At 67.0% G+C, this 25,349-nt stretch carries 21 protein-coding genes; 16 read left to right on the top strand and 5 right to left on the bottom strand.

All coding sequences use genetic code 11. The features are described from left to right. Position 1: 1 nt before the first annotated feature. The 8 genes from tolA (at position 2) to glmM (ending at position 10,114) form a co-directional block, all read left to right on the top strand. Positions 2–961 carry a cell envelope integrity protein TolA gene (gene tolA, locus L1787_RS08740; protein WP_235708397.1) on the top strand — a complete coding sequence of 320 codons (960 nt, stop codon included), beginning with the start codon at positions 2–4 and terminating at the stop codon, positions 959–961. 31 nt (positions 962–992) lie between these two features. Further along, entirely contained in the window at positions 993–2,303 is a 1,311-nt protein-coding gene (gene tolB, locus L1787_RS08735) for a Tol-Pal system beta propeller repeat protein TolB (protein WP_235708396.1), read from the top strand. Between the two features lie 78 nt (positions 2,304–2,381). Beyond that, a complete protein-coding gene (gene pal, locus L1787_RS08730; RefSeq protein WP_235708394.1) occupies positions 2,382–2,858 on the top strand; it encodes a peptidoglycan-associated lipoprotein Pal in 477 nt (158 codons plus the stop codon). A gap of 310 nt (positions 2,859–3,168) precedes the next feature. Continuing rightward, complete coding sequence (locus L1787_RS08725; protein ID WP_235708392.1) at positions 3,169–4,095, top strand: tetratricopeptide repeat protein; 927 nt, start codon at positions 3,169–3,171, stop codon at positions 4,093–4,095. After that, positions 4,092–5,324, top strand: a complete 1,233-nt coding sequence (gene tilS, locus L1787_RS08720) for a tRNA lysidine(34) synthetase TilS (protein ID WP_235708390.1) — start codon at positions 4,092–4,094, stop codon at positions 5,322–5,324. The genes L1787_RS08725 and tilS overlap by 4 nt, the downstream gene beginning before the upstream one ends. Before the next feature lie 144 nt (positions 5,325–5,468). Continuing rightward, positions 5,469–7,394 (top strand): ATP-dependent zinc metalloprotease FtsH, encoded by a 1,926-nt coding sequence (gene ftsH, locus L1787_RS08715; protein WP_235708387.1) that lies wholly within the window; start codon positions 5,469–5,471, stop codon positions 7,392–7,394. Positions 7,395–7,654: 260 nt separating this feature from the next. Then, positions 7,655–8,584, top strand: coding sequence for a hypothetical protein (locus L1787_RS08710; protein ID WP_235708385.1), 930 nt, complete (start codon positions 7,655–7,657; stop codon positions 8,582–8,584). A gap of 186 nt (positions 8,585–8,770) precedes the next feature. After that, a complete protein-coding gene (gene glmM, locus L1787_RS08705) occupies positions 8,771–10,114 on the top strand; it encodes a phosphoglucosamine mutase (protein WP_235708383.1) in 1,344 nt (447 codons plus the stop codon). A 40-nt stretch (positions 10,115–10,154) separates the two neighbouring features. Here glmM and L1787_RS08700 read toward each other — a convergent pair whose 3' ends face one another. Next, complete coding sequence (locus L1787_RS08700; RefSeq protein ID WP_235708380.1) at positions 10,155–10,673, bottom strand: DUF1801 domain-containing protein; 519 nt, start codon at positions 10,671–10,673, stop codon at positions 10,155–10,157. Here L1787_RS08700 and L1787_RS08695 point away from each other — a divergent pair. The 3 genes from L1787_RS08695 to serA all read left to right on the top strand — a co-directional run bounded on the left by L1787_RS08695 (position 10,672) and on the right by serA (position 14,081). Continuing rightward, positions 10,672–11,097: a putative quinol monooxygenase gene (locus L1787_RS08695; protein ID WP_235708378.1), complete on the top strand. Its 426-nt coding sequence runs from the start codon at positions 10,672–10,674 to the stop codon at positions 11,095–11,097. The genes L1787_RS08700 and L1787_RS08695 overlap by 2 nt on opposite strands. Positions 11,098–11,255: 158 nt before the next feature. Beyond that, the gene (locus tag L1787_RS08690; RefSeq protein ID WP_235708377.1) at positions 11,256–12,422 is read left to right on the top strand and encodes a phosphoserine transaminase; all 1,167 of its coding nucleotides are present in this window, start codon (positions 11,256–11,258) and stop codon (positions 12,420–12,422) included. A 75-nt stretch (positions 12,423–12,497) separates the two neighbouring features. Next, positions 12,498–14,081 (top strand): phosphoglycerate dehydrogenase, encoded by a 1,584-nt coding sequence (serA, locus tag L1787_RS08685; protein ID WP_235708376.1) that lies wholly within the window; start codon positions 12,498–12,500, stop codon positions 14,079–14,081. A 54-nt stretch (positions 14,082–14,135) separates the two neighbouring features. Here the strand turns inward: serA and L1787_RS08680 are convergent, their stop codons facing one another. Beyond that, positions 14,136–14,633: an Lrp/AsnC family transcriptional regulator gene (locus L1787_RS08680; protein WP_235708374.1), complete on the bottom strand. Its 498-nt coding sequence runs from the start codon at positions 14,631–14,633 to the stop codon at positions 14,136–14,138. 55 nt (positions 14,634–14,688) lie between these two features. Here L1787_RS08680 and L1787_RS08675 point away from each other — a divergent pair, with 55 nt between their 5' ends. Beyond that, complete coding sequence (locus L1787_RS08675) at positions 14,689–15,849, top strand: MFS transporter (protein WP_235708373.1); 1,161 nt, start codon at positions 14,689–14,691, stop codon at positions 15,847–15,849. Between the two features lie 12 nt (positions 15,850–15,861). On the opposite strand, the gene L1787_RS08670 is transcribed toward L1787_RS08675, so the two are convergent. After that, the gene (locus L1787_RS08670; protein WP_235708370.1) at positions 15,862–17,346 is read right to left on the bottom strand and encodes a coiled-coil domain-containing protein; all 1,485 of its coding nucleotides are present in this window, start codon (positions 17,344–17,346) and stop codon (positions 15,862–15,864) included. 58 nt (positions 17,347–17,404) lie between these two features. Further along, the gene (locus L1787_RS08665; protein WP_235708369.1) at positions 17,405–19,726 is read right to left on the bottom strand and encodes a Gfo/Idh/MocA family protein; all 2,322 of its coding nucleotides are present in this window, start codon (positions 19,724–19,726) and stop codon (positions 17,405–17,407) included. A gap of 238 nt (positions 19,727–19,964) precedes the next feature. On the opposite strand from L1787_RS08665, the gene ltnD reads away from it, so the two are divergent. From ltnD to L1787_RS08650, 3 genes are read left to right on the top strand one after another with little or no spacing between them, the layout of a single operon-like run. Continuing rightward, positions 19,965–20,873, top strand: coding sequence for an L-threonate dehydrogenase (gene ltnD, locus L1787_RS08660; RefSeq protein WP_235708367.1), 909 nt, complete (start codon positions 19,965–19,967; stop codon positions 20,871–20,873). Beyond that, positions 20,870–22,114, top strand: a complete 1,245-nt coding sequence (gene otnK, locus L1787_RS08655) for a 3-oxo-tetronate kinase (RefSeq protein ID WP_235708366.1) — start codon at positions 20,870–20,872, stop codon at positions 22,112–22,114. The genes ltnD and otnK overlap by 4 nt, the downstream gene beginning before the upstream one ends. Positions 22,115–22,116: 2 nt before the next feature. Then, the gene (locus tag L1787_RS08650) at positions 22,117–22,854 is read left to right on the top strand and encodes a hydroxypyruvate isomerase family protein (RefSeq protein WP_235708364.1); all 738 of its coding nucleotides are present in this window, start codon (positions 22,117–22,119) and stop codon (positions 22,852–22,854) included. Here L1787_RS08650 and L1787_RS08645 read toward each other — a convergent pair. Continuing rightward, positions 22,844–23,791: a DMT family transporter gene (locus L1787_RS08645; protein ID WP_235708363.1), complete on the bottom strand. Its 948-nt coding sequence runs from the start codon at positions 23,789–23,791 to the stop codon at positions 22,844–22,846. The genes L1787_RS08650 and L1787_RS08645 overlap by 11 nt on opposite strands. A gap of 260 nt (positions 23,792–24,051) precedes the next feature. Here L1787_RS08645 and L1787_RS08640 point away from each other — a divergent pair, with 260 nt between their 5' ends. Continuing rightward, complete coding sequence (locus tag L1787_RS08640) at positions 24,052–25,341, top strand: adenylosuccinate synthase (protein ID WP_235708360.1); 1,290 nt, start codon at positions 24,052–24,054, stop codon at positions 25,339–25,341. The last annotated feature ends 8 nt before the right edge of the window (positions 25,342–25,349 follow it).

Below are 25,349 nucleotides of genomic sequence, written 5' to 3'. Positions count from 1 at the left end.
CATGCGTGCGGCGCTCATCGTCTCGGCGGTGTTGCATCTCGCGATTCTCGCCGCGGCGATCTTCTCTCTGCCCGCGGCCGAGACCTATGCGACGCCCTCGGTCAACGCGCTCCCCGTGGAGATCGTTACGATCGCCGACGAGACCGACCTCACGGTCGGCAACCCGGAGGAGACCGAAGTGGTCGAAGACGCCGGGCCGGAGACCGTGGAGGCGGAGGAGCCGCCGGCGCCTGAAGAGCAGCCGGGCGCGACGGACACGCCCGCCGAGCGGATCGCGACCGACGAGAATGCGATCGACACGACTGCCGTTTCGGCCGCGCCGGAGCCGGCCGGTGAGCCCGAGCCCGTGCAGGAGACGGTCGAGGCCGAGCCCGAGCCGGAGCCGCAGCCCGAGCAGACGGTCGCCGCGCTGCCGGAGCCGGAGCCCGAACCCACGCCGGAGCCGGCCGAGGAGCCGGCGCCGACGCCGGAGACGGTCGTGCCCTCGCGCAAGCCGACGCCGCCGCCACGGCGCACCCAGCAGGCGCGCGTGCAGCGGGAGACGCAGGAGACGTTCGACGCCGACCGTTTGTCGCAGCTCATCAACCGCACGGCGCCGAGCGGCGGCGGGAGCGGCGCGTCGCAGGCGTCCGTCGGCACGGAGAGCGGTCGCCAGGAGGCCTCGCTCACATTGTCCGAAAAGGATGCCTTGCGCGCACAGATGCAGCGCTGCTGGAATCCGCCGATCGGGCTCGCCGGTGGGCAGGACATTATTATTCAGGTGCAGATCGGTCTAATGCCCGACGGTTCGGTCGAATCGATCGATCAGATTGGCGCGCAGGGCGTCGGTTCGCTCTATGATGTCGCCGCCGACGCGGCCCGCCGCGCGGTGTTGCAATGCCAGCCCTATCGTCTCCCTCCGGAAAAATACGAGGTCTGGAAAGACGTTCAGGTCTCGTTTGACCCGAGGGAGTTGTTCTAATGTCAATTGGTGGCCCAAGGTTGAGAGTCTGATGTTCACCCGCACCAAATTTCTGACGTTCGCCGTTCTGTTCCTTGCCCTCGCGGTGAGGCCGGCGGCCGCACTCGTCTCGATCGACGTGACCGAGGGCGAGTCCCGGCCGTTGCCGATCGCGATTCCATATTTCTCCGGCCAGGTCAGAGATGATCAGATCGCCGCGCAGATCTCGGACGTCGTGCTCGCCGATTTGCAGAGCTCGGGGCTGTTCGCCCCGCTCGACCGGGCCGGCTATATCGAGCAGACCCTCGGGGTGTCGACGATGCCCCGCTTCCAGGATTGGCGAGCGATCGGCGCCGAGGCGCTGGTCACGGGCTCTGTCACGCGTGAGCAGGGCGATCGGCTGAAGGTCGAGTTCCGCCTCTGGGACCCGCTGCAGGAGCAGCAGGTCGTCGGCCAGCAATTCTTCACGACGCCGGAGAACTGGCGGCGCGTCGCCCACATCGTCGCCGACGCGATCTATCAGCGGCTGACGGGTGAGACCGGCTATTTCGACACGCGCATCGTGTTCGTCGGAGAATCGGGGCCGAAGAATGCGCGGGTGAAGCGTCTCGCGATCATGGATCAGGACGGGGCGAACCTCACCTACCTGACCGACGGGAGCAATCTCGTGCTGACGCCGCGCTTCAGCCCGGTCGGTCAGCTCGTCACCTATATGAGCTATGAAGGGGCGCAGCCGCAGGTCTATCTCCTCGACATCGAGACCGGCCGGCGCGAGCTCCTCGGCAATTTCGACAACATGACCTTCGCGCCGCGCTTCTCGCCGGACGGCTCACGCGTGGTGCTCAGCCTCGAGGACGGCGGCAACGCCAACATCTACGCGATGGACCTGCGGAGCCGTCAGATGCAACGTCTGACGAGCGCGGCCGCGATCGACACGGCGCCGTCTTATTCGCCCGACGGCTCGCAGATCGTGTTCGAGAGCGATCGCGGGGGCGCACAGCAGCTCTACGTCATGGGTGCCGACGGCTCGAATCCGACCCGGATCTCGTTCGGGGACGGGCGCTATTCGACGCCCGTCTGGTCTCCGCGCGGCGACCTGATTGCATTCACCAAGCAGTCGCAAGGCCGATTCGCGATTGGCGTGATGCGTCCCGACGGGACCGGCGAGCGAATTCTGACTTCGGGTTATCACAATGAAGGTCCGACCTGGGCGCCGAATGGTCGCGTTCTCGCCTTCTTTCGCGAATCCGGGGGGCCGCAGGGCGGCGCGAGCATTTATACGGTCGATATCACCGGCCGAAACGAACGAAGGCTTGACATTGGGACGCTGGCGTCCGATCCGGCCTGGTCGCCATTGCGTTAGTTGTTAACGCTGTCTGCGAAGAACCCGTTTACCGAGTTCACTTACCTTACAGTTCCTTCCGCCCTCCGGAGTCATGTGATGACAGAGTTCCGAGCGAAACGTTGGCTGCCGACCCTGGCGGCGATTGTCCTGATCGCGTTCGCTGCAGGTTGTGCCCAAAAGCCAAAAGACACGGGCGGTGCCGGTGCCGCCACGCCGGGTTCGCCGCAGGATTTCGCCGTTAACGTCGGCGATCGCGTTTATTTCACCGTGGATTCGTCGTCCGTCGACGGCACGGCTGCCGGTATCTTGAACCGCCAGGCCGAATGGCTGAACCGCTATCCGAATTACACGATCACGATCGAAGGCCATGCCGACGAGCGTGGGACGCGTGAATACAACATCGCGCTGTCCGCCCGCCGCGCCAACGCGGTCGAGCGATATTTGCAGAGCCGCGGCGTGTCGGCGAGCCGAATGAAGACGATCGCATTCGGTAAAGAGCGCCCGGTCGCCGTCTGCGACAACGAATCGTGTTGGTCTCAGAACCGCCGCGCCGTGACGGTGCTCAACCAATAGGTCGAGCCCCTTGCCGCCGGTGCCGGCTCGGCATTGGCCGCATTTTGAGCGATCGCCCCGCCGGGGCATCGAAGATCGGGCCGCTCCAGAGATGGACGCGGCCCGAATCACGAGGCCGGTGCCCGATGCGGGCGCTGGCGCTCGATGACCGCCACGGCGCTGTAATGTCAGGCGTTTTTAGTCCCGCCCCGTGCTCGATGCGCAACGCCGTAACACGGCGTGTCGGGAAGCCGAGCATCCTGGCGTTCAAATCGGCGCCGCGGCGCGCTATATAGCGGATCCATCAACCCCTCGCTGCAGGAGACCCGCGATGCGCACGCACTTCGCCGCCCCTGTCGTCGTTCTGCTCGCCACCGCGCTGGCCGTCGCTCCGGCAACGTCGATGCCCCGTCTCGATCTCGCGGCCGAAAGCGGCGTCGTCACCGTCCAGAATCGCTTTCTGCCCCGCCTTTTCGGCGATGATCAGGAGCGTGATGGCGGCCAGAACAACGCCGAACTGCGCCTTCAAGAGCTCGAAGCCCAAGTCCGAATGCTGACCGGCCAGGTCGAGCAGCTCACCTTCACGGTCCGCCGCCTGGAGCAGGCGATCGGCGCCGGCGCCGGCGCGCCGAGTGGTGATCGCAGCGCCGTCGGTGCGCCCGGACCCGGCACGCCGCCGCGTTCGCTCGGCTCCCTGCCGGTCGATCCCGGCCAAGCTGGCCAGGCTGGGCGCGTCGAGCCGACCGATCCCAACGCCAATGGCCGTGCGATCGTCGATCTCGGCAATGGGCCGATCGATCTTTCGGCGATCAACCAGGGCGCCGGAGGCTCGCCGTCGGTGCAGCAGAATGTTCGCAACACGCCGCCCCCCGCGGCGAACACCGATTCGTTGCAGCAAGTGCGCAATCTCCAGCGGACCGGCCGCTACCAGATGGCCGCCGCCGAAGCGCGCAAGGTGCTGACCGACAATCCGACCGGCCCCGTCGCGGGCGAGGCGCGCTATCTCCTCGGGGAGGCGATGATGGCGCAGGGCGATTATCGCAACGCCGCGAACCTCTTCCTCGAGAACTACACCTCCGATCCCAACGGCGCGCGCGCGCCGCAGAGCCTGTTGAAGCTCGGCGCCGCGCTCAACGGGCTCGGCGAGAAGGAAGCCGCGTGCTCCTCGCTCGCGGAATTCTTCGGCGCCTATCCGAATGTCGACGGGCAATTGCGGGCCGAGGCCGAACGGGAGCGCCAAGCGGCCGACTGCGCATGACGGCGCCGGCGGCGTTCTCGGCGCCGCCGTCCATCGCGCTCGACGGTGCGCTGCTCGACCGGGTCGACGGCGCGCTCGGTCTCGCCGTCTCGGGTGGCGGCGATTCCACCGCGCTCGCTCATCTCCTGTCCGCGCATCTGCCCGATCGGCGGCTCGTCCTCCTCACCGTCGACCACCGGCTGCGCGCGGGTTCGGCCGAAGATGCCGCCTTCGTCGTTCGGCTCGGCGCCCGTCTCGGGCGACCTGTCGAGACGCTCGCGGTGACGGATCGGCCGACCGGCTCCCTCCAGACATGGGCGCGTGACGCGCGTTATCGGCTGCTCGCCGATGCGGCGCGCCGGCTCGACCTCGCCGCGATCGTGACCGGCCACACGCGGGACGATCAGGCCGAAACTTTCCTATTGCGTCTTGCCCGCGGCAGTGGCCTGCGGGGGCTCGCGGCGATGCGCCCGCTCGCGAGGCGGGACGGCCTCACGATCCTTCGGCCGCTCCTCGCGGTCTCCCGTGCCGAATTGCGGGACTATCTCGTCGCCCACGGGCTCGATTGGCGCGACGATCCGTCCAACGAGGATATGCGCTTCGACCGGATCGCGGTGCGCACGCTCGCCCCGCGTCTTGCGGCGGTCGGCCTCACGGCGGAGCGGCTCGCCGGCGCGGCGGGGCATCTCGCCCGCGCGAGCGAGGCGATCGACGGGCTCGCCGCGGCGCTCGGCCGCGAGGCGATGCGGGTTGATCGCGCGGGGGCCGTCACGCTGGCACGCGGTCCGTTCGAGGCCGCGCACGAGGAGGTGCGGCTGCGCGTCCTCGCGGAAGCGGTGCAGACGGCCGGCGGGCTCGACTATCCGCCGCGTTTCGACGCGCTTCTCAGAGCCGCCGCCACGCCGCCGGGCGATGCGATGACGCTCGGGCGCGCGTGCCTTCGGTCCGAGGCGGACCGGATCGTCTTGTGGCGGGAGGCGAGGGGAATCGCGCCGCTCCGCCTGGAGCCGGGCACGACGGTGCGCTTCGATGGCCGCTATGACGTCACGCTTGCGGCGGAGGCTCCGCCGGTTCGCCTCGCGGCGATCACAGACGCGGCGGCACGTCGCATTCCGACCGATGCGTTCAGACCAGCGGTTGCAACGGGGCTGGGAGCCTATCATGATGATGTCCTGGTCGCCGCACCGACGCTGGGCGTCCGCCTCAATTCTTGGCCCGCCGATCGACTTCGGGTGACTCGCGTGCGCTGATTCGTGGCAGTCCTCGGCCTGGGGACGACGTGTTGGCACAAGGCGCGGGACTCCCTATGTTGGGAGAGGAACGGCGGGGCGACCTCCGCCAAACGCATCACGGCCGGCCATTTGGCGCGATCGGGTGCAAGACAAGGTTCGCGAATGAACAACCATTTCCGCAATTTCGCGCTCTGGGTGGTGATCGCTCTGTTGCTGATCGCCCTGTTCCAGCTTTTTCAGAACCCCGGTCAGCGCGCGAATACATCCGAAATTACGTATTCTCAATTCCTGACGGAAGTGCGGAACGGAAATGTGCGCGCCGTCACGATCCAGGACCGTGACCTCACCGGCCAGTACAATTCCGGCGGCCGCTTCCAGACCTACGCTCCGCGGGACGCGAACTATCTCGACGCGCTCGAGACCCAGAACGTGACGATCCGGGCCGAGCCGCCGAATGACGGCATCTCGCTCTGGGGCATCCTCGCGACGTGGTTCCCGATGCTCCTGATCCTCGGCATCTGGCTCTTCCTGATGCGGCAGATGCAGGGCGGCGGCGCCGGCAAGGCGATGGGCTTCGGCAAGTCGAAGGCGAAGCTCCTCAACGAGGCGCACGGCCGCGTCATGTTCGAGGATGTCGCCGGCGTCGACGAGGCGAAGGAAGACCTGCAGGAGATCGTCGACTTCCTGAAGGATCCCTCCCGCTTCCAGAAGCTCGGCGGCAAGATCCCGCGCGGCGTGCTCCTCATCGGCCCGCCGGGCACGGGTAAGACGCTGCTCGCCCGCGCCATCGCCGGCGAGGCGAACGTGCCCTTCTTCACCATCTCGGGCTCCGATTTCGTCGAAATGTTCGTCGGCGTGGGTGCCTCCCGCGTGCGGGACATGTTCGAGCAGGCGAAGAAGAACGCCCCGTGCATCATCTTCATCGACGAGATCGACGCCGTCGGTCGTCACCGTGGCGCGGGCCTCGGCGGCGGCAATGACGAGCGTGAGCAGACGCTGAACCAGCTCCTCGTCGAGATGGACGGTTTCGAGGCGAACGAGGGCATCATCCTCATCGCCGCGACGAACCGGCCGGACGTTCTCGACCCCGCGCTCCTGCGTCCGGGCCGTTTCGACCGTCAGATCGTCGTGCCGAACCCCGACCTCATCGGTCGCGAGAAGATCCTCAAGGTCCACGTGCGCAAGGTGCCGCTGGCGCCGGACGTGAACCTCAAGGTCCTCGCTCGCGGCACGCCGGGCTTTGCCGGTGCGGACCTTGCCAACCTCGTCAACGAGGCGGCGCTTCTGGCGGCGCGGCGCAACAAGCGCCTCGTCACCCACCAGGAGTTCGAGGACGCGAAGGACAAGGTGATGATGGGCGCCGAGCGGCGCACCCTCGTCATGAGCGAGGACGAGAAGAAGCTGACCGCCTATCACGAAGCCGGTCACGCCCTCGTCGCGCTGCACATGCCGGCGTCCGACCCGATCCACAAGGCGACCATCATCCCGCGCGGCCGCGCGCTCGGCATGGTCATGCGTCTGCCGGAGCGGGATCAGATCTCGCTGACGCGCGCGAAGTGTAAGGCCGACCTCGCGGTGGCCATGGGCGGCCGCGTCGCCGAGGAGCTGATCTTCGGCCACGAGAAGGTGACCTCGGGCGCCTCGGCCGACATCAAGATGGCGACCAAGCTCTCCCGCGCCATGGCGACCCAGTTCGGCATGTCCGACGAGCTCGGCCCGCTCCTCTACGGCGAGAACGAGGAGGAAGTCTTCCTCGGCCATTCGGTGGCGCGCAGCCAGAACGTCTCGGAATCGACGATGGAGCTCGTCGATCGCGAGGTGAAGCGCTTCGTCAATGACGGTTACGAGACCGCGATGGCCATCGTGAAGACCAACCTCGACGATCTGCACACGATCGCGAAGGGTCTTCTCGAATACGAGACGCTGTCGGGTGAGGAAATCCGCGATCTCCTGAAGGGCAAGACCCCGGTGCGGGAGACCACGGACGACGATCCGACGCCGCGCTCCTCCACCGTGCCGACGACGGGTGTCTCGAAGCCCCGTCCGCCGGCCGGCGACAGTGGCGGGTTGGAGCCGCAGCCGTCCTGATCCACCGGCGGCCGTCACCAGGCCGCCGACGATTTGAACAGAAAGCCGCCTGGGGCAACCCAGGCGGCTTTTCTATTTGTTCGCTCATCTGTTCAGTCTGATTGCTGGTGCATTCGCAATCTTGCGATGAAGCATGCATCAATGCGGAATGGTGGTCGTTTTCGCCATTTTGCGGCGTATCATGGGTTGTATTGTTGCGTGACCGTCACTTTTTATCGATGGGAAGGACTGCTTTCCGGGCATCGATTTGGATGAAATGAATGGTCGATATTTATAAACCCTCGTCTGATGATCACCTGTCGCTCGATGAGCTCTCGCTCTACCGGCTGATGATGGACTATCGCGCGGAGAACGGCCTTCCCGCGATCCCCCTCTCGAAGGGATTGACCACGGTGGCCGGCCGTCACGCGCTCGACACGGTCGAGAATGAGCGCGGCTATGTCGGCCACAATTGGAGTGACGCGCCCTATGACAGCGCGGACCCCGACACTTATCCGAACATGTGGGAGGCGCCGCAGCGGCTCGGCACCAACTATCCGGGCTACGGCTTCGAGATTTCGACCGGCTATCTCGGCAACGCCATCTTCAATTACGACGCGACGCCCGAGGGCTCGCTCGCGAACTGGCAGGGATCGCCCGGCCACAATGCCGTGATCCTCAATGAAGGCGTCTGGGACGAGCCCTGGCTCGCGATCGGCGTCGGCATGAAGAACGGCGTCGCCCATGTCTGGTTCGGCCGCGAGGAAGACCGCTCCGTCCCGCAGATCATCGGCACGCGCGACCGGGACAAGATCGTCGCCACCCGGTTCGACGACAACATCAAGGCGATGCGCGGCGACGACGTCGTCAAAGGCCTCGGCGGGGACGACACGTTGCGCGGCATGGCCGGGGACGACAAATTGAACGGCGGTGGTGGCGACGATCTTCTCGTCGGCAATGCCGGCGACGACGTGATGATCGGCGGCGCCGGCGCGGATCGCTTCCTCTTCACCAACCGATCCGGCAACGACGTGATCCGCGGCTTCAGGGACAACGACATCATGGATCTGAAGCGCACCTCGGTGGACAGCTTCGACGATCTCGAGATCAGCCGCTCCGGCAAGAATACGGTGATCGAGTTCGCCGATACCACCATCACCCTCTTCAAGGTGCATCCGAGCGAGATCGACGCGAGCGACTTCCTTTTTTAACCGAAGCCCGATCATAAACCGTATCAGTCGATGTCACCTCACGCGCGCGGATGGGCGCGTGACGGTGACATCGGGCGCACGGCCGCGCCGAACGGCGCGCACGGAGGGCGCCGGCGGCCGCGCGGGCGGTTGACTTCGGTTTTGCCCACTCGCTTAGTTCGCGCAAACGTGCAGGGTTACGGGTACATGTCACGCAGCTATTTCGGAACCGACGGCATTCGCGGCCACGCCAATGACGGCGTGATGACGCCTGAGATCGCGATGCGTGTCGGGATGGCGACGGGGCTGGTGCTGGCCGAGCACGACGCGGCGCAGCGAATCGTCATCGGCAAGGACACGCGCCTGTCGGGCTATATGCTGGAGAACGCTCTCGTGGCCGGTTTCACGTCGGTCGGCGCGGACGTCATGCTTCTCGGCCCGATGCCGACCCCGGCGATCGCGATGCTGACGCGCTCGCTGCGCGCCGATATCGGCGTCATGATCTCCGCCTCTCACAATCCCTACCACGACAACGGCATCAAGATTTTCGGCCCCGACGGCTACAAGCTGTCGGACGCCGTCGAGTTGGAGATCGAGGCGCTGATCGACGGGGACATGTCGAAGCGCCTTGCGCGCAACGGCGATATCGGCCGCGCCACCCGGATCGACGGCGTGCGCGATCGGTATATCGAGTTCGTGAAGCGCACCTTCCCGCGTCAGCTCAGCCTCGACGGGCTGCGGATCGTGATCGACTGCGCCAACGGGGCGGCCTACCGCGTCGCGCCGGAAGCCTTGTGGGAGCTCGGCGCGGAGGTCGTCACCCTCGGCGTCGCCCCGAACGGCACGAACATCAACCTCGATTGCGGCTCGACCTCGCTCGACGCGGTGCGGGCGAAGGTTCTCGAAGTGCGCGCCGATATCGGCATCGCGCTCGACGGGGACGCCGATCGCGTGATCATCATCGACGAGAAGGGCAAGGCGGTCGACGGCGACCAGCTCCTCGCGGTGATCGCCTCATCGTGGCTCGAGACGGGGCGGCTGCGGCACGCGATGGTCGTCGCGACGATCATGTCCAACCTCGGCCTGCAGCGGTATCTGGAATCGATCGGCATCGGGCTCGAGCGCACGAAGGTCGGCGACCGTTATGTGTCGGAGGCGATGCGCCTCAACGACTATAATATCGGCGGCGAGCAGTCCGGCCACATCATCCTGTCGGATTATACGACGACGGGCGACGGCCTTCTCGCCGCGCTCGAGGTGCTCGCCGTGGTGGTCGATTCGGGCAAGCGCGTCTCGGAGATCTGCCACCGTTTCGAGCCGGTGCCGCAGATCTTGAAGAATGTGCGCTTCAATGGCGGCAAGCCGCTCGAGGCCGATGCCGTCACCGGCGCGATCGACGCGGCGAAGGAGCGGCTCGGCAAGTCGGGGCGGATCGTCGTCCGGCCGTCCGGGACCGAGCCGTTGATCCGCATCATGGCCGAGGGCGACGACGAGCGGTTGATTCACACGCTGGTCGATGAGCTCGCGACCGTGGTCTCCGCCAACGGCTGACGGCTGACGGCTGACGGCGGCCTGACGGCGCGTCTCGGCGTCAGACGCGCTCACCCGGAAGCGCGCTCGCCTGTTTCACCCAATCGACGAACTGGGCCGCATCGAACGCGTCTTCGTGGATGTCGAGATAGCGGACCTCGTCCTGTTTCGAGGTGCCGGGCGGCGGCGGGGTGAGGGACGTTCCCCGAAAGAAAGCGACCTTCACGTAACGTGTGAAGCAGTGATAGCTGAGGAACCAGCCGTCCCCGTCCCCGTCCCCGTCCCCGTCCCCGTCCACGGCCCCGTAGAAAGGCGAGTTCCACTTGACCGCCTTGCGGACGCCCGGAACCGTCTCCTCGATCAGCGCGTCCATGCGCCGGCCGAGATCGCTTTTCCATCCCGGCATCGCGGCGATATAGGCCTGAACGGGGCCGTCACCCTCACCCTTCGGAATTTGCGGGTTGCCGCCCGAGAGGAGCACGACCTCGCCGGGGGCCTTTGCCGGTGCGGCCTTCCTGCTGCCACGGCCCTTGCGGGGGGCGGCCTGTCCGCCGCTTGCGTCGTCCGGCGTCTTCGTCATGTCCAACCTCGATCGCTTCGTCATCCGGTTCGCCCGCGTGACGGGGGCGCGACTGCCTGGCCCCTTGTCACGCCCGCGCGATCCTCCACCTTCCGGCACCGTACGAGGTATTGGCGAGATTGAAACGATGCTCAAACTCATATCGATGATGCGCGTCGACGAAACTCGAACCGACGCATTCATGCTGGCCGCGCACGAACTCGTCTCCGAGACCCGGCAGGAGGCCGGCAACGTCGCTTACGAGCTCTGGCGGGACGGCAACCGGAAGGATATTTTTCTGTTCGACGAGCTGTGGCGATCCGTCGACGCATGGCATGCGCATATGGAGACACCGCATCTGAAGGCATTCAAGGCGGCGGTCGACACGGTGATTCTCGAGAGTGAGGTCATCCCGGCGAAGCCTGTTTTGGTCAATTCGGATTGAGTGGAACGCCACGGCACGCGCGCCGTTTGGGCAATGAAGACGGGGTCGCCGCCCAAAGACGTCCGCAGAAAGGCCTTGCCGAATTTCGGGGAAGGGCGTATGTCCCGCCGTGGGACACCCCTCCCCAACGAGGGGCGCCTATCTGAAAGGATAGCCACATGGCGAATACCACGATGCCCGGTCGCCGGCCGGGCAATCCCCGCTTCTCGTCCGGACCCTGCGCCAAGCGCCCGGGTTGGACCTTCGCCGGGCTCGAGGATGCCTCGCTCGGCCGCTCCCACCGCGCCAAGATCGGCAAAGCCAAGCTGAAAGAGGTCATCGACCGCACGCGCACCCTTCTCGGTGTGCCGGACGATTACCGCATCGGCATCGTGCCCGCCTCCGATACCGGCGCCGTCGAAATGGCCATGTGGTCGCTGCTCGGTGCGCGACCGGTCACGCTCCTCGCATGGGAATCGTTCGGCGAAGGCTGGGTCACGGACGCCGTCAAGCAGCTCAAGATCGACCCGACGGTGATCAAGGCCGATTATGGCCACCTGCCGGACCTCACGACGGTCGACTTCTCGAACGACGTCATCTTCACCTGGAACGGCACGACCTCCGGCGTACGCGTGCCGAACGGCGATTTCATCCCCGCGAACCGCGAAGGCCTCACGATCTGTGACGCGACGTCCGCGGCATTCGCGCAGGAGCTGCCCTTCGACAAGCTCGATGTCGTGACCTTCTCCTGGCAGAAGGCGCTCGGCGGCGAGGCCGCGCACGGCATGCTGATCCTCAGCCCGCGCGCCGTCGAGCGGCTCGAGACCTATACGCCGCCCTGGCCGCTGCCGAAGATCTTCCGCATGACGAAGGGCGGCAAGCTCAACGAGGGCATCTTCAAGGGCGAGACCATCAACACGCCGTCGATGCTCGCCGTCGAGGATTGCCTGGACGCGCTGAAGTGGGCCGAGAGCCTGCCCGAGACGCTCGCCCAGCGATCCGACCGGAACCTCGCGGTCCTCACCGATTGGGTGAAAAAGACCGATTGGGTCGACTTCCTCGCCGTCGAACCGGCGACGCGCTCCAACACGTCGGTCTGCCTCAAGATCGTCGATCCCGCGGTCGCCAATGCGTCCGAGGACGAGCAGGCCGCGTTCGCGAAGGCGCTCGTCGCCAAGCTCGATGCCGAAGGCGTCGCCTACGATATCGGCGCCTATCGCGACGCCCCTCCGGGCCTGCGCATCTGGGCCGGTGGCACCATCGAAGCGGATGATCTCGCCGCGCTGACCGAATGGCTCGACTGGGCCTTCGCGTCGACGGCGAAGCCGCAGGCCGCCGCCGCGTAACCACGCGCCGCTTCTTCATCCCGAATTTCTCTCCGGCGGACGGTCTCTGACCGTCTCGCCTATCAGAGCACGCCCATGCCCACAGTTCTCATTTCCGACAAACTCTCCCCGACCGCGGTCGATATCTTCAAGGATCGCGGCATCACCACGATCTACGAGCCCGATCTCGGCAAGGACAAAGACGCACTCCTGAAAGCGATCGCCGAGGTCGACGGGCTCGCGATCCGCTCCGCCACCAAGGTGACGGAAAAGCTCCTCGAAGCCGCGCCGAACCTCAAGGTCATCGGCCGCGCCGGCATCGGCGTCGACAATGTCGACGTGCCGGCCGCCTCCCGCGCCGGCGTCATCGTCATGAACACCCCGTTCGGCAACTCGATCACGACCGCCGAACACGCGATCGCGATGATGTTCGCCGTCTCCCGCCAGATCGCCGCGGCCGACGCCTCGACCCAGGCCGGCAAGTGGGAGAAGAACCGCTTCATGGGCCGCGAGCTGACCGGCAAGACGCTCGGCGTCATCGGCTGCGGCAATATCGGCTCGATCGTCGCCTCGCGCGCCATCGGGCTGCGCCTGCGCGTCATCGCGTTCGACCCGTTCCTCACCGCCGAACGGGCGCAGGAGATCGGCGTCGAGAAGGTCGAGCTCGAAGAGCTGTTCCGCCGCGCCGACATCGTGACGCTGCACACGCCGCTCACCGAGCGGACCAAGAACGTCGTCTCCAAGGAGGCGATCGCGTCGATGAGGGACGGGGCGATCCTCATCAACTGCGCGCGTGGCGGTCTCGTCGACGAGGCGGCGCTGCGCGAGGCGCTCGATTCCGGCAAGCTCGGCGGCGCGGGCATCGACGTCTTCTCGAGCGAGCCCGCGACGGACAATGTCCTCTTCGGCGCGCCGAATCTCGTCTGCACGCCGCATCTCGGCGCGGCGACCTCCGAGGCGCAGGAGAATGTCGCGCTCCAGGTGGCCGAGCAGATGTCCGATTATCTCCTGCGCGGCGCGGTGGCCAACGCGCTCAACATGCCGTCGATCACCGCGGAGGAGGCCCCGATCCTCACCCCGTTCGTGACGCTCGCCGAGCGGCTCGGCTCGTTCGCCGGCCAGCTCACCGAGTCGGGCATCAAGGGGCTGCGGATCGAATATGAAGGCGACGTCGCCTCCCTGAACCTCAAGGCGCTGACCGCGGCGGCGGTGACGGGGCTGATGCGTCCGCTCCTCCAGGACGTCAACATGGTCTCCGCGCCGACCATCGCGCGCGATCGCGGCATCGCCGTCGAGGAGGTCCGCCGCGAGCAGCAGGGGGCGTACGAGAATTATATCCGCCTCACGGTGATCACCGAACGGCAGGAGCGTTCGGTCGCCGGTACGGTGTTCTCGGACGGCAAACCGCGCATCATCCAGGTGAAGGGCATCAACCTCGACGCCGATTTCGGCGCGCACATGCTCTATGTGACGAACGAGGACAAGCCCGGTTTCATCGGCACGATCGGCACCGCGCTCGGCGAGGCGGGCGTCAACATCGCGAACTTCAATCTCGGCCGGAAAGAGGCCGGTGGCGAGGCGATCTGCCTGATCGAGATCGACGGCGAGGCCGACAAGGCCGTCCTCGCCAAGATCGAGGCGTTGCCGCTGGTGACGCAGGCGAAGGCGCTGAATTTCTGAGGCCGCCCTCACCAATATGACGACGAAAGCCCGCCTCATGGCGGGCTTTTTCGTTCAGGCGTCCGGCGCGTCCGGCATCGGGCCGCGCTCCAGATAGGTGCCGAGCGCAATATAAGAGTGGGTGGAGCGCACCCCCTCGATGCCCTGAATATGCGACAGCAGCGCTTCGAGGTTGGCGGGGCTCGCGCACCGCACCTTGAGGATCAGGCAGGCCTCTCCCGTCGCGGTGTGGATCTCCTCGACATCGGCCATCTCGGAAAGGGCGAGGATCGGCGCGTTCATGCCCCGGCCCTCGGTGCTGACATGGACGAAGGCGAGGAGGGGACAGCCGATCTTCTCCCCCGACAGCCTGGCGACGGTGCCGAGAATGACCCCGTCGCGCTTCAACCGCTTGACGCGCTCGTGGACGGCGGGCGGCGAAAGGTGGACGGCGGCGCCGAGCTCGGCATAGGAGCGATCGGCCTGCTCGGCGAGGAGCCTTAATAGGGTTCGGTCCACCCGGTCGAGGTCGGGCGGGCGAGGGGGCGTGTGTCGAACGGGCTTCGTATTCATGGGCCTTGACCTGTTCCGTCTTGTGCGGACTTCGGTGATCCGACATGGTTTCCGTATGAACTTCGGCCAATCTAGCCAAAATCTGAACAACGTTAAATCGCTGCAGACCGTCGCACTCTTCGGCGCGGTGGTGCTCGTCGGGGCGAACGCGTTCGTTCTGACGCCCATACTGTCGGAGGTCGCCGAGGGGCTCGGCACCGCGCCGTATCGCGTCGCCTGGGCGATTTCGGCCTTCGGCGCGGCGACGGCGGTGTCGTCGCTGCTGCTCGCGCCGTATATCGACCTGATCGGCCCGCGCATCACGCTGGGGTCCGCCGCGGCGCTCCTCGCGTTCGCGCAGATGCTGAGCGTGTTCAGCCTGTCGGAATTCTGGCTCGCCGGGGCGCAGGCGGTCGCGGGCGTCGCGGTGGGCATCCTGCTGCCGGGCACCTATGCGACGACGGCGGCGACGGCGGAGCCGGGCCGGCAGGCGGCGCGCCTCGGGATCGTGTTGACCGGGTGGGCGCTGTCGCTCGTCCTCGCGGTGCCGGTGGCGGCGTTCATCACCGCCTCGCTCGGATGGCGTTCGGTCTACGGGTTGACGGGGGCGGCCTCGGCGCTCGTCGCGATCGGCCTCTTCGCGGTGATGCCGGGCGCGATCGCGGCGCCGGAGCGAACCTCGTCGCTGCGCGTCCTGCGCCTGCCGGGCGTCGCTTCGCTCCTCGTGATCCTATTCGGCTTCATGACGGCCTTTTACGGCACCTTCGCCTATTTCGGCGAAGGCATCCGCAACGCGCTCGACCTGTCGGCGGAAGGGGCGGGGCTCTTCGTGTTCGTCTACGGGATCGGCTTCGGGGTGGCGGGGCTCGTGCTCGGCCGTTTGGCACCGCGGATCACCCCGGCCTACATCCTCGTGGTGATGGGGGCGATCGCGGCGATCTATTTCGCCTGGCGGCTGGCGCTCGACAGCATCCCGGCGGCGGTGCTCGCGACGCTCGCCTGGGGCTTCCTCAACCAGTTCGGGCTGAATTCTCTGATCGTGACGTTGAATCGGCAGGTGACGCGCGGCCACGGCGCGGTGATGGGACTGAACAGCGCCGTCACCTACACCGCGGTCTTTACCGGGCCGCTGTTTCTGGGCCCGGTGTTCACCAATTACGGCTTTGCGGCGGTGGCGACGTGCGCCGGCGCCATCGTCGCGCTCGGGGCAGCGGCGGTCGCGATGAGCCGCCGCTGACGGGGCGGCCGCCTATTGGCGGCCGAGGGCGATACCGCTCAGCTCGAGGCAAGAGCCGTTGCGGGACGAAAAGATAAGGATGTCCCCCTCCATGCTCGTGCCGCAGGTCATCGGGAAGGTGGCGGCCGCCGGCCCTTCGACGCCGCTGAGGCGCAGATTGCCGTCCTCGTACGCATAGTCGCCCTCGATCGTCTCGCCACCGGCGACGGCGAGGGAAAAGGCGTTGGAGGCGTCGAGCGTGAGGCTCACCTGCTCGTTGGCGTAGGTGACGGCGCCGTCACCGCCCTGCTCGAAGGGAAGGAGGCTCGCGCCCGAGCCCGCCGCCGGCGTTGCGGTGGGGGCCGTTTCGGTGGCCGCGTCGTCCGCACCCGCTTCAGTCTCGCCCGTTTGGGGCTCGGCCGCTTGCGAACCGTCCGTCTGGGCTTCGCTCGCCTGCGGCTGGGAGGCGTCGGTTTCGCCGGTGGCGGCTTCGGCCGCGCCCTGCGTCTCGTCGACCGGCGCCAAAGCGGCATTCTGTTCGGCGAGGTGGGAGCGCAGCGTCTCGATCGATCGGGTCAGCGCGTCTTTGGTGGCTTCGATCTCGTCGACGGCGCCGGAGAGGATCGTGTTGCGCTGCTCCAGCGTGTTGACGGCGTTCGACAGGGTCGAGCGCGTCTTGCGCAGGACCGAGACCTCTTCCTGAAGCGCGGAGAGGGCGCCACGCGCGGTTTCGCTCTCGCTCTGGTTGCCCGCCAGCTCCTCCTTGAGGGCTCCGGCCTGAAGCTGCAGCGTCGACACCTGGTCGGCGAGCTCGTCGCGCGACTGGGACAGCGTGGCGACGGCCTCCTGGGCGAGAAGCTCGTTCCGGTTCAGCTCGCCGACGCGATCTCGCGCCGCCGCGATTTCCGCCGCGAGCTGGTCACGCGTCTCGTTGAGCTGGGCGACTTCCTGCTCGGCGGTGCTCTTTTGCTGCGAGAGATCCTCGACCGCGGCGCCGATTTGCGAATGCTCCCCCGTCCGGGCCTCGAGCTGGCTGTTGATCTGATCGAGCTCTCCCGTCGCAGCTTCCGCCCGTTTCGTCGTCTCGGCGAGCTGCGCCTCGACGCTGGCGAGCTCGCTCGCGGCGGTCTCGCGGGCCTCCTGCGCCGTCGCGGCCTCCTGATTGAGACCCTCGATGCGTTGACCGAGTTCGGCGCGCTCCGCCTGCAGCGCCTCGAGGTCGACGCGCGCCTCCTCCTCGGTGGCGACGGCGTCTTCGGCAGCCGCCTGCAGCTCGGCGAGGCGGTTTTCCGCTTCCGTGATCGTCGATTGGACGCGTTCGAGCTCGCCCGACGCCTCGAAGAGCGAGTCGTAGTCGCTCTGCAACGTCGTTCGGTTGCCCGTGACCTCCTCCAGCTGTGCACGAAGTTCGGCAGAATAGCGGGCGCCTTGGAAATAGAAGGTCGCCGCGGCCGCGATCGCGATGATGGCGATCACCGCAACCGCAAGAAAGAGCGGTTGGCGCAGGAGGGTCGTCATAGAAAGCTCCAATTCATCCGGAAAAGCGGACCTTTCCGAGACTTACCGCGCTTTGTCCTCAGGTGAAATCACCTGAATGATGTAATCCGGCGGGGGGACGGTCCGCGTCGGCCGTATTCTCGTCTCGGTCCTGCCGTGCCGGCGCCTCGTCGCGGGTGTCGATGTGGGCGAGCGGAGCCGAGCGGCCCGACTTGACGATCTGCTCGCGCAGCCGCGCGAGCGTGGCGGACAAAGCGAGCGGCAGAATGTCGCTCTCGCTCGCCCGTTCGTCGAGAAGGTGGGCGAAATGGCCGAGCAGCGGGGCGAGCGGGTCGGCGCCGTAGCTGTGGGTTTCGCTGCGCGGATGACTGACGACCCGGTTCACCCGCCGCGCCATGGCGCTCCGCTTGAGGCGCGCGCTGAGTTGCCGCCGCGCCTTCGCGCCGGGGGCCGGCGCGGTGAGGCTGTCGTCGGCCAAGGGTTCGAGCCGGGCGAAATGGCGGACGGTGAGGGTCTCCGATTCGGCGAGCGGATCCTCGACCGTCAACGCGCCTTCGGTGCAGGCGATCCGCGCCGAATTCGACATCATCCCGATAAACGAGGCGGAAAGCTGGCTGATGCCGCCGCGAATATGGTGGAGCTGAAGGTTCGCCTGAACGTCGACATCGTCGGCGGTCCTGACCGCGATATCGAGGCTTCCGACGTCGCCGAAAAGGGCGATCGCGATTGCGAGCGGATCGGACATCCGGTTGAGGACGACGCCGCAACCCGGCGCGGCGAAGAGATCGGGCCGGCCGTCTCGCGATTGCGGCTCGCCGAGATCGAGCGCGAGCTGGGTCGGCGCGCCGAGCGTCCCGGAACGGGCGAGCGCGATCGCCCGTCGGGTGGTCGGCAGGAGGCTGATCGGCAACGCCTCCATGAGGAGATGGCCGGTCTCGTGCGCCGTCTGGATGACGCGGCCGACCTCTTCGGCATCGAGCCCCATCGGCGCCTCGCAGAGCACGGCCCGCCCGGCTCGGAGCGCGGCGATCGAGGCCGTCGCATGGTCGGCCGGGTCGTTCGCGACATAGACCGCGACGACATCACTGTCGAAGAGGGCGGCGGTGTCGGCGACGGCGTTCTCGATCTCGTGCGCGGCGGCGAAGCTCTCGGCGGCGGCGAGATCGCTCCCGGCGACGGCGGTGATTTCGAAGCGGCCTTGATTGGCGGCGGCCTCGGCGAAGGCGGACGCGGCCGCGCCGGTCCCGATGATGCCGATCTTGATGGGATCCACCGTGTTCTCCCGCCGTGAGGGTTTGGCCCAGGCCATCGGCTTCATGGGCTCGAAGGTCGATCGGATCGGCACCGTCGCGCCGTCTCCCGCGTCGTGGATCGCGAGCATCACCTCGGTGAGGTGGAGCGCGAAGTCGCCGGCGAGGCGCGGGCTTTCGCCTTTGGCGAGGCTCGTGAGCATGTCGTCCGGGCCGAGCATCCGGTTCATTGGCAGTCGGCGCCGCGCGAAGGGGCGATGATAAGGCGGCCGCGCAATGCGCACCGGCTCGCGCACGAACCCTTCGACGAGATCGCCGCGCACCGAATGGCGGCGCTCGATCCGAACGTGCGCGCCGTCATTCCAGACATCGTCGACGGCAAGGGTGCCGGTCTCGCCGACGATGCGGAAGCGTCGGTCGCCCTTGGCGAGATGGGAGCAGGTGAGGCGAGCGGTGACGCCACCATCGAAGGTGAGGACGGCGTTCGCGAAATCGGGCGCATCGCCGGGCGCCGGGCCGAGATGGGCGCTCGTCGCGGCGAGGCGGCGCACCGGGCCGAACATCGCCATCAGCCAGGTGAGGGCATAGCCCGCATAATCGAGCGCGGCGCCGGCGGCGAAGATCGATGCGGCGTTCCAGTCGGCCCCGCTCTCGGAGCGCCAGGACGGATAGGGCGCGCTCGGCAGATAGCCGCCATGAAGATCGGCGAGGACGAGATGGGGCCGGCCGATGAGCCGCCGGCGGAGCGCCGACCACATCGCCTGACCGGCCTCGCCGAGAATGTTGCACGGCGCGGAGGCGACCGCGACGCCCGCCGCGCGGGACATCGCGGCGATCTCTTCCGCCTCGGCGAGATTGGTCGCGAGCGGCTTCTCGCAATAGACCGGCACACCGGCCTCGATCGCGGCCCGGTTCACCGCGGCGTGCGCGCCGAGCGGGGTGAGGTTGAGGAGGAGGTCGGGCCGCTTCTGGCCGGCGAACAGGTCGCCGAGACCGCGCGCGGGCTGGATGTTCCAGTGCGTCGCGAAGCGGGCGAGCCGTTCGGGATTCTCGTCCCACACGCCGACAAAGCGGTGATCGGGGAAAAGGCCCGTCGAACGCATGTAGGAATCGGCCACGTAGCCGGCGCCGACAATGGCGATCTTGCCCATGATCTCCCTTTCGTCCGGCCCGGTGGCACGAGGGGCCGCGGGTCGAGCGGATGTCGGTTTTGGGACGGGATCCCGGGGTGAGCGTCACTCGGTGTCCGGCCGATCCGCCGGCGCCGCACCGAGGCAACAGTTCTCATATTCACAAAGGTGGATCGAGGGTCAAACGTTTGACAACGACCCGGTCAGGGTCGCGTGATCGCGCGCGCCGGCCTAAGTTGCCGGCCGAGGAGGACGTTCAATGACAAAAAAGCGCGTGGCCCTCATAGGGCTCGGCTCGATGGGCGGCGGCATGGCGAGGGTGCTGGTCAAGGCCGGCTTCGCCGTCAACGGGTTCGACGTCGACCCGGCGCGTGAGGCCGAATTCGCCAAGGAAAGCGGCGAGCCTGCCGATCCCGCCGCTATCGGCGAGGCCGATATCGTCGTCGTGGTGGTCGTGAACGCCGCTCAGACCGAGGATGTGCTTTTCGGCGGAGGTCGCTTCGGCGAGACCGGCATCGTCGGCGCCCTCAAGGCGGACGCCGTGGTGGTGAGCTGCGCCACCGTGTCGCCGGACTTCGCCCGTGCGATGGCCGAGCGTGTCGGCGCCGACCGTTATCTCGACGCGCCGATCTCGGGCGGCAGCGTGCGGGCCGCGAGCGGGGAATTGTCGGTCCTCGCCTCGGGCACGCCGGAGGCCTTCCGCCGCGCCGATCCGGCGATCGAGGCGATGTCGGCGAACCTCTTCCGCCTCGGCGATGCGGCCGGGATCGGATCGGCGATGAAAGTCGTCAACCAGCTTCTCGCCGGGGTCCATATCGCGGCCGCGGCGGAGGCGATCACATTCGGAATGTCGCAGGGACTGGAGCCGGGACAGATCGTCTCGGTGATCAACGACTGCGCAGGGAACAGTTGGATGCTGCAAAACCGAGGGCCCCACATTCGCGATGGGGACTATACGCCGCACTCGGCGGTGGACATTTTCGTCAAGGATCTCGGCCTGGTCGAGGATATCGCGCGCGACGCACGCTTTGCCGCGCCGATCGCCGGCGCCGCCTTGCAGCAGTTCCTCGCCGCGTCCGGCTCCGGCCTCGGCCGTGAGGACGATGCGGCGGTCGCCAAGGTCTATGCGCGCAATGCCGGCCTCACTCTGCCGGGAGACGACGCATGATTCTGGGCGCGATCGGGGACGACTTCACGGGCTCGTCCGATCTCGGGCTGATGCTCGCCGATGGCGGGATGAAGACCGTTCAATATGTCGGCGTGCCCGACGGTCCGGCCGATCCGGCGGTGGAGGCGGGCGTCATCGCGCTGAAATCGCGCTCGATCCCGGTCGAGGACGCGGTGCGCCAGTCGCTCGAAGCGCTGGAATGGCTGATCGCGGCGGGCTGCAAGCAATTCCTCTTCAAGATCTGCTCGACCTTCGATTCGACGCCCGAGGGCAATATCGGGCCGGTGACGGAAGCGCTCGTCAAGCGGCTCGGGACGCAGATGCCGGTGGTGGTCTGCCCCGTGTTCCCGGCGACCGGGCGCACGCTCTATATGGGCCACCTCTTCGTCAACGACGCGCTCCTGTCCGAATCGGGCCTCGAAAATCACCCGATCAATCCGATGACGGATCCCGATATCCGCCGTTGGCTCGCACGGCAGACGACGACGCCGATCGGCCATGTGCCGTTGCCGCGGGTGCGGTTCGGGGCGGGGGCGTGCCGCGCGGCGCTCCTCAATGAGCGGGACGAAGGGCGGCAGATCGCCATCGTGGACGCGATCGACGATCACGATCTCGAGGTGATCGCTGAGGCGGCGGAGGGCTTCCCCCTTCTCGTCGGCGGCTCCGGGATCGCGCTCGGCCTGCCCGATCTCTTCCGCCGGAGCGGGCTGATCGGCGCCAATGTCGCAACCTGGGACGGGGCGGAGGGGCGCGCCGTCGCGCTGTCCGGCTCCTGTTCCAAGGCGACGCGGGCACAGGTGAAGGAACACGCCGCGATCGGGCCGCAACGGAAGATCGACACCGACGAGGTGATGGCCGGCAGCGTCTCGGCCGACACGTTCGTCGACTGGGCGCTCGCGGCCGACGGCCTGCCGCTCGTCTATTCGTCCGACGACCCGGAAGCGGTCGCGGCGGCGCAGAAGAAGTATGGCGGCGCGAAGGTCGCCCATGCGCTCGAAAACCTGTTCGGCGAGATCGCGCGCGGGCTCGTCGCCAAGGGCGTCGAGCGGCTCATCGTGGCCGGCGGCGAGACCTCCGGCGCGGTGGTGACGGCGCTCGACCTCGACGCGCTGGAAATCGGTCCGAAGATCGATCCGGGCGTTCCGGCGGTGCGGGCGGGCAATCTCGTCCTCGCGCTGAAATCGGGCAATTTCGGCGCGCCGGATTTCTTCGACAAGGCGATGAAGGTGATGGGGCGTTGACGATGCAATTTTCCGCCAATCTCGGCTTCCTGTGGAAGGAGCGCCCGTTTCTGGAACGGATCCGCGCGGCGCGCGCGGCCGGCTTCACCCATGTCGAGTTTCACGATCAGGCGCAGGGCGAGGACATCGAGGCGGTGAAGGCCGCGCTCGGCGACATGCCGGTCGTCGGCATCAACTCGCGCATGGGCGAGACCAACGGCTCGGCCGCGTTGCCCGGCCCCGAGGCGGAGGCGGACATCGAAACCGCCATCGCCACGGCCCGCGCGTTGAAGGCGGGCGCGGTCCACATCGTCGCCGGCAAGATCACCGGGGCGGACGCGGAGGCGCGTTATGTCTCCCGGCTCGCCGCGGCGTGCGAGGCGGCGCCGGATCTCACCATCCTCATCGAGCCGCTGTGCGCCCCGGCGGTGCCCGGCTATTTCGTCTCGACGCTGGAGCACGGGCTCGCGCTGATCGACAAGATCGCCAAGCCCAACGTGAAGATCATGTACGACTGCTTCCACATGCAGCGCTCGGGCGGCGACGTCCTCGCCCGCTATGAGACGCACAAGGACAAGATCGGCCACATCCAGATCGCGGGCGGCCTGACCCGCGCCGAGCCCGATCGGGGCGAGCTCGATTACGGCTTCCTGCTGCCGGGCTTCGTGAAGGCGGGCTATCGCGGCGTCTTCGGCTGCGAGTACGTGCCGACGATGACGGTGGAAGAGGGCCTTTCCTGGCGCGACGCCTTCACCGCTTGAGTGTCGCGCCGGTCCGCCTGCCGAGCTGACCGGCGCCGATCCCGGCGAGGATCATGACCCAGCCGACGACATGGTAGAGGCCGACATACTCGCCGAGAAAGCCGAGCGCCATCAGCGAGCCGAACACCGGGATCAGATGAAAGAAGGGACTCGCGCGGTTCGATCCGATCAGCGCGACCCCGCGATTGAAGCAGATGAACGCGATGAGGGCGGGGAAGACCGCGACATAAAGCGCCGCGCCGATCGTCGAAAGGTCGAGGGTGACGATCTGGCCGCTCAGCCCTTCCCCGATGGCGAAGGGAATCAGCATCAGTTCGCCGAACACCATCGTCGCCAACAGGAAGGACAGCGGGTGCGCCTTCGGCCTCAGCCGCAACAGCACCGTATAAGACGCATAGATCGTCTGGGCGGCGAGGATCCACAGGTCACCCGTCGCGAAATGGAACGAGGTGAGGATCGACAGATCGCCCTTCGACAGGATGACGAGCGCGCCGACGCAGGAGCCGAGAATGCCGATCGTCTGCGCCAGCGTCAGCCGGTCGCGGAAGATCACGAAACCGACAGCGGCGATCAAAATCGGGAATATCGAGGACAGCACGGCGGCGTTCACCGCGCTCGTCGTATGAACACCGATATAGACGAGGGTGTTGTAGGCGCCGATGCCGAGAAAGCCGAGGAGTGCGACGATCGGCCAGGAGGCGCGCAGCGCCGGAAGGTCACGCTTCACATGGCGGTAGGCGAAAGGCAGAAGGATCAGGATCGCGAACGACCAGCGCAGCACGGCGAAGGCGATCGGCGGAACGGTTTCGACCACCGCTCTTGCCAGGATGATGTTGCTCGACCACAGGAGCATCGTGATCGTGAGCAGCACATAAGGCTGGTGGGAAACGAAGGCGAACGCGCCACGTTCGGCGGGCGCATCGGGGCTGTCGGTCATGATGATTCGGTCAACACACGTCAGATCGGCTTGGGCATGCGTGGATTCGCTTGCCCGCACGGTCGGTTTTGGGCCAGAACCGCCGCTTGCCGGTCTGTGACACGGCAAGAGGCGCACGGCCAGAGGGGCGTGATCGGTTTGGGGCATCCTGCGCCTTGCGGGACGCAGGTGACGGTGCCCTGGCGTTTTGAAAAACGAGCCGCGATCCGGGGCGGTGATTTCACGTGTTCCGGACGGTTCAGGAAGCAAAGTCGAGGCTGATGGGCAGCGTTGTGGTGGTCGGCTCCCAGTGGGGAGACGAAGGCAAGGGCAAGATCGTCGATTGGTTGTCGGAGCGTGCGGAGGTCATCGTGCGCTTCCAGGGCGGCCACAATGCCGGACACACTCTGGTGATCGACGGTGTGACCTACAAATTGAGCCTCCTTCCCTCAGGGGTGGTGCGGCCGAACAAGGTGTCGGTGATCGGCAACGGTGTCGTGCTCGACCCGCAGGCGCTTCTCTCGGAGATCGAGACGGTCCGCGCCAAGGGCGTCGAGATCTCGCCGAAGACGCTGAAGGTCGCCGAGAACGTGCCGTTGATCCTGTCGGTCCACCGGGAGCTCGATCAGCTCCGCGAGGCGGCGAGCGGCGCCGGCGCGATCGGGACGACCGGCCGCGGCATCGGCCCCGCCTATGAGGACAAGGTGGGCCGCCGCGCGATCCGCCTGTCGGACCTTCTCGACGAGGCCTCGCTCGCACTGCGGATCGAGCGGCTTCTCGCCCATCACAATGCGTTGCGCGTCGGCTTCGGCGCCGAGCCCATCGCCGCGGCGACGATTGCCGAGGAGCTCGAGGCCGCACGGCCGATCCTCGCCTATGCCGATGCGACCTATCGGATTTTGCGCGAGGCCCGGCGCGAGGGGCGGAACATCCTGTTCGAGGGCGCCCAGGGCTCGATGCTCGACATCGACCACGGGACATATCCGTTCGTCACGTCGTCCAACACCGTGGGTGGCCAGGCTGCGGCAGGAAGCGGCGTCGGACCCTCTTCCCTCGGGCGGATACTCGGGATAACAAAGGCTTACACGACCCGTGTGGGCAACGGACCGTTTCCGACCGAGCAGGCCAACGCGATTGGCGAGCGGATGGGTGAGCGGGGCGCCGAATTCGGCACCGTCACAGGGCGCAAGCGCCGCTGCGGTTGGTTCGATGCGGTGATGGTCCGTCAGGCGGTCGAGACCGGCGGCATCGACGGTCTCGCACTCACCAAACTCGATGTGCTCGACGGGTTTGACGAATTGAAGATCTGTGTCGCCTATAGGCTAAATGGCGAGACATTGGATCGTCTGCCGGCCGACGGGGCCAGCCAGATGAATGTCGAGCCGGTCTATGAAACAGTGTCGGGTTGGAAGCGCTCCACGCGGGGTGCGCGGTCGTGGGGGGAGTTGCCCGCCGAGGCGGTGAAATATGTCCGTCATGTGGAAGAATTGGTCGGAGCGCCAGTCGCGATGTTGTCGACGAGTCCGGAGCGAATCGATACAATACTTGTTGACGACCCTTTTCGCATTTAATTCGGTGC

It is taken from the genome of Acuticoccus kalidii, from assembly GCF_021556395.1.
Lineage (GTDB): Bacteria > Pseudomonadota > Alphaproteobacteria > Rhizobiales > Amorphaceae > Acuticoccus > Acuticoccus kalidii.
The sequence above is the reverse complement of the archived record's forward strand: the minus strand, read 5'-3'. Positions and strand labels throughout refer to the sequence as shown.

Excerpts from the sequence above, each read along its gene's own strand:
- tolA (WP_235708397.1), top strand. The coding sequence starts at position 2 with ATGCGTGCGGCGCTCATCGTCTCGGCGGTGTTGCATCTCGCGATTCTC.
- tolB (WP_235708396.1), top strand. The coding sequence starts at position 993 with ATGTTCACCCGCACCAAATTTCTGACGTTCGCCGTTCTGTTCCTTGCC.
- pal (WP_235708394.1), top strand. The coding sequence starts at position 2,382 with ATGACAGAGTTCCGAGCGAAACGTTGGCTGCCGACCCTGGCGGCGATT.
- L1787_RS08725 (WP_235708392.1), top strand. The coding sequence starts at position 3,169 with ATGCGCACGCACTTCGCCGCCCCTGTCGTCGTTCTGCTCGCCACCGCG.
- tilS (WP_235708390.1), top strand. The coding sequence starts at position 4,092 with ATGACGGCGCCGGCGGCGTTCTCGGCGCCGCCGTCCATCGCGCTCGAC.
- ftsH (WP_235708387.1), top strand. The coding sequence starts at position 5,469 with ATGAACAACCATTTCCGCAATTTCGCGCTCTGGGTGGTGATCGCTCTG.
- L1787_RS08710 (WP_235708385.1), top strand. The coding sequence starts at position 7,655 with ATGGTCGATATTTATAAACCCTCGTCTGATGATCACCTGTCGCTCGAT.
- glmM (WP_235708383.1), top strand. The coding sequence starts at position 8,771 with ATGTCACGCAGCTATTTCGGAACCGACGGCATTCGCGGCCACGCCAAT.
- L1787_RS08695 (WP_235708378.1), top strand. The coding sequence starts at position 10,672 with ATGTCCAACCTCGATCGCTTCGTCATCCGGTTCGCCCGCGTGACGGGG.
- L1787_RS08700 (WP_235708380.1), bottom strand. The coding sequence starts at position 10,673 with ATGACGAAGACGCCGGACGACGCAAGCGGCGGACAGGCCGCCCCCCGC.
- L1787_RS08690 (WP_235708377.1), top strand. The coding sequence starts at position 11,256 with ATGGCGAATACCACGATGCCCGGTCGCCGGCCGGGCAATCCCCGCTTC.
- serA (WP_235708376.1), top strand. The coding sequence starts at position 12,498 with ATGCCCACAGTTCTCATTTCCGACAAACTCTCCCCGACCGCGGTCGAT.
- L1787_RS08680 (WP_235708374.1), bottom strand. The coding sequence starts at position 14,633 with ATGAATACGAAGCCCGTTCGACACACGCCCCCTCGCCCGCCCGACCTC.
- L1787_RS08675 (WP_235708373.1), top strand. The coding sequence starts at position 14,689 with ATGAACTTCGGCCAATCTAGCCAAAATCTGAACAACGTTAAATCGCTG.
- L1787_RS08670 (WP_235708370.1), bottom strand. The coding sequence starts at position 17,346 with ATGACGACCCTCCTGCGCCAACCGCTCTTTCTTGCGGTTGCGGTGATC.
- L1787_RS08665 (WP_235708369.1), bottom strand. The coding sequence starts at position 19,726 with ATGGGCAAGATCGCCATTGTCGGCGCCGGCTACGTGGCCGATTCCTAC.
- ltnD (WP_235708367.1), top strand. The coding sequence starts at position 19,965 with ATGACAAAAAAGCGCGTGGCCCTCATAGGGCTCGGCTCGATGGGCGGC.
- otnK (WP_235708366.1), top strand. The coding sequence starts at position 20,870 with ATGATTCTGGGCGCGATCGGGGACGACTTCACGGGCTCGTCCGATCTC.
- L1787_RS08650 (WP_235708364.1), top strand. The coding sequence starts at position 22,117 with ATGCAATTTTCCGCCAATCTCGGCTTCCTGTGGAAGGAGCGCCCGTTT.
- L1787_RS08645 (WP_235708363.1), bottom strand. The coding sequence starts at position 23,791 with ATGACCGACAGCCCCGATGCGCCCGCCGAACGTGGCGCGTTCGCCTTC.
- L1787_RS08640 (WP_235708360.1), top strand. The coding sequence starts at position 24,052 with ATGGGCAGCGTTGTGGTGGTCGGCTCCCAGTGGGGAGACGAAGGCAAG.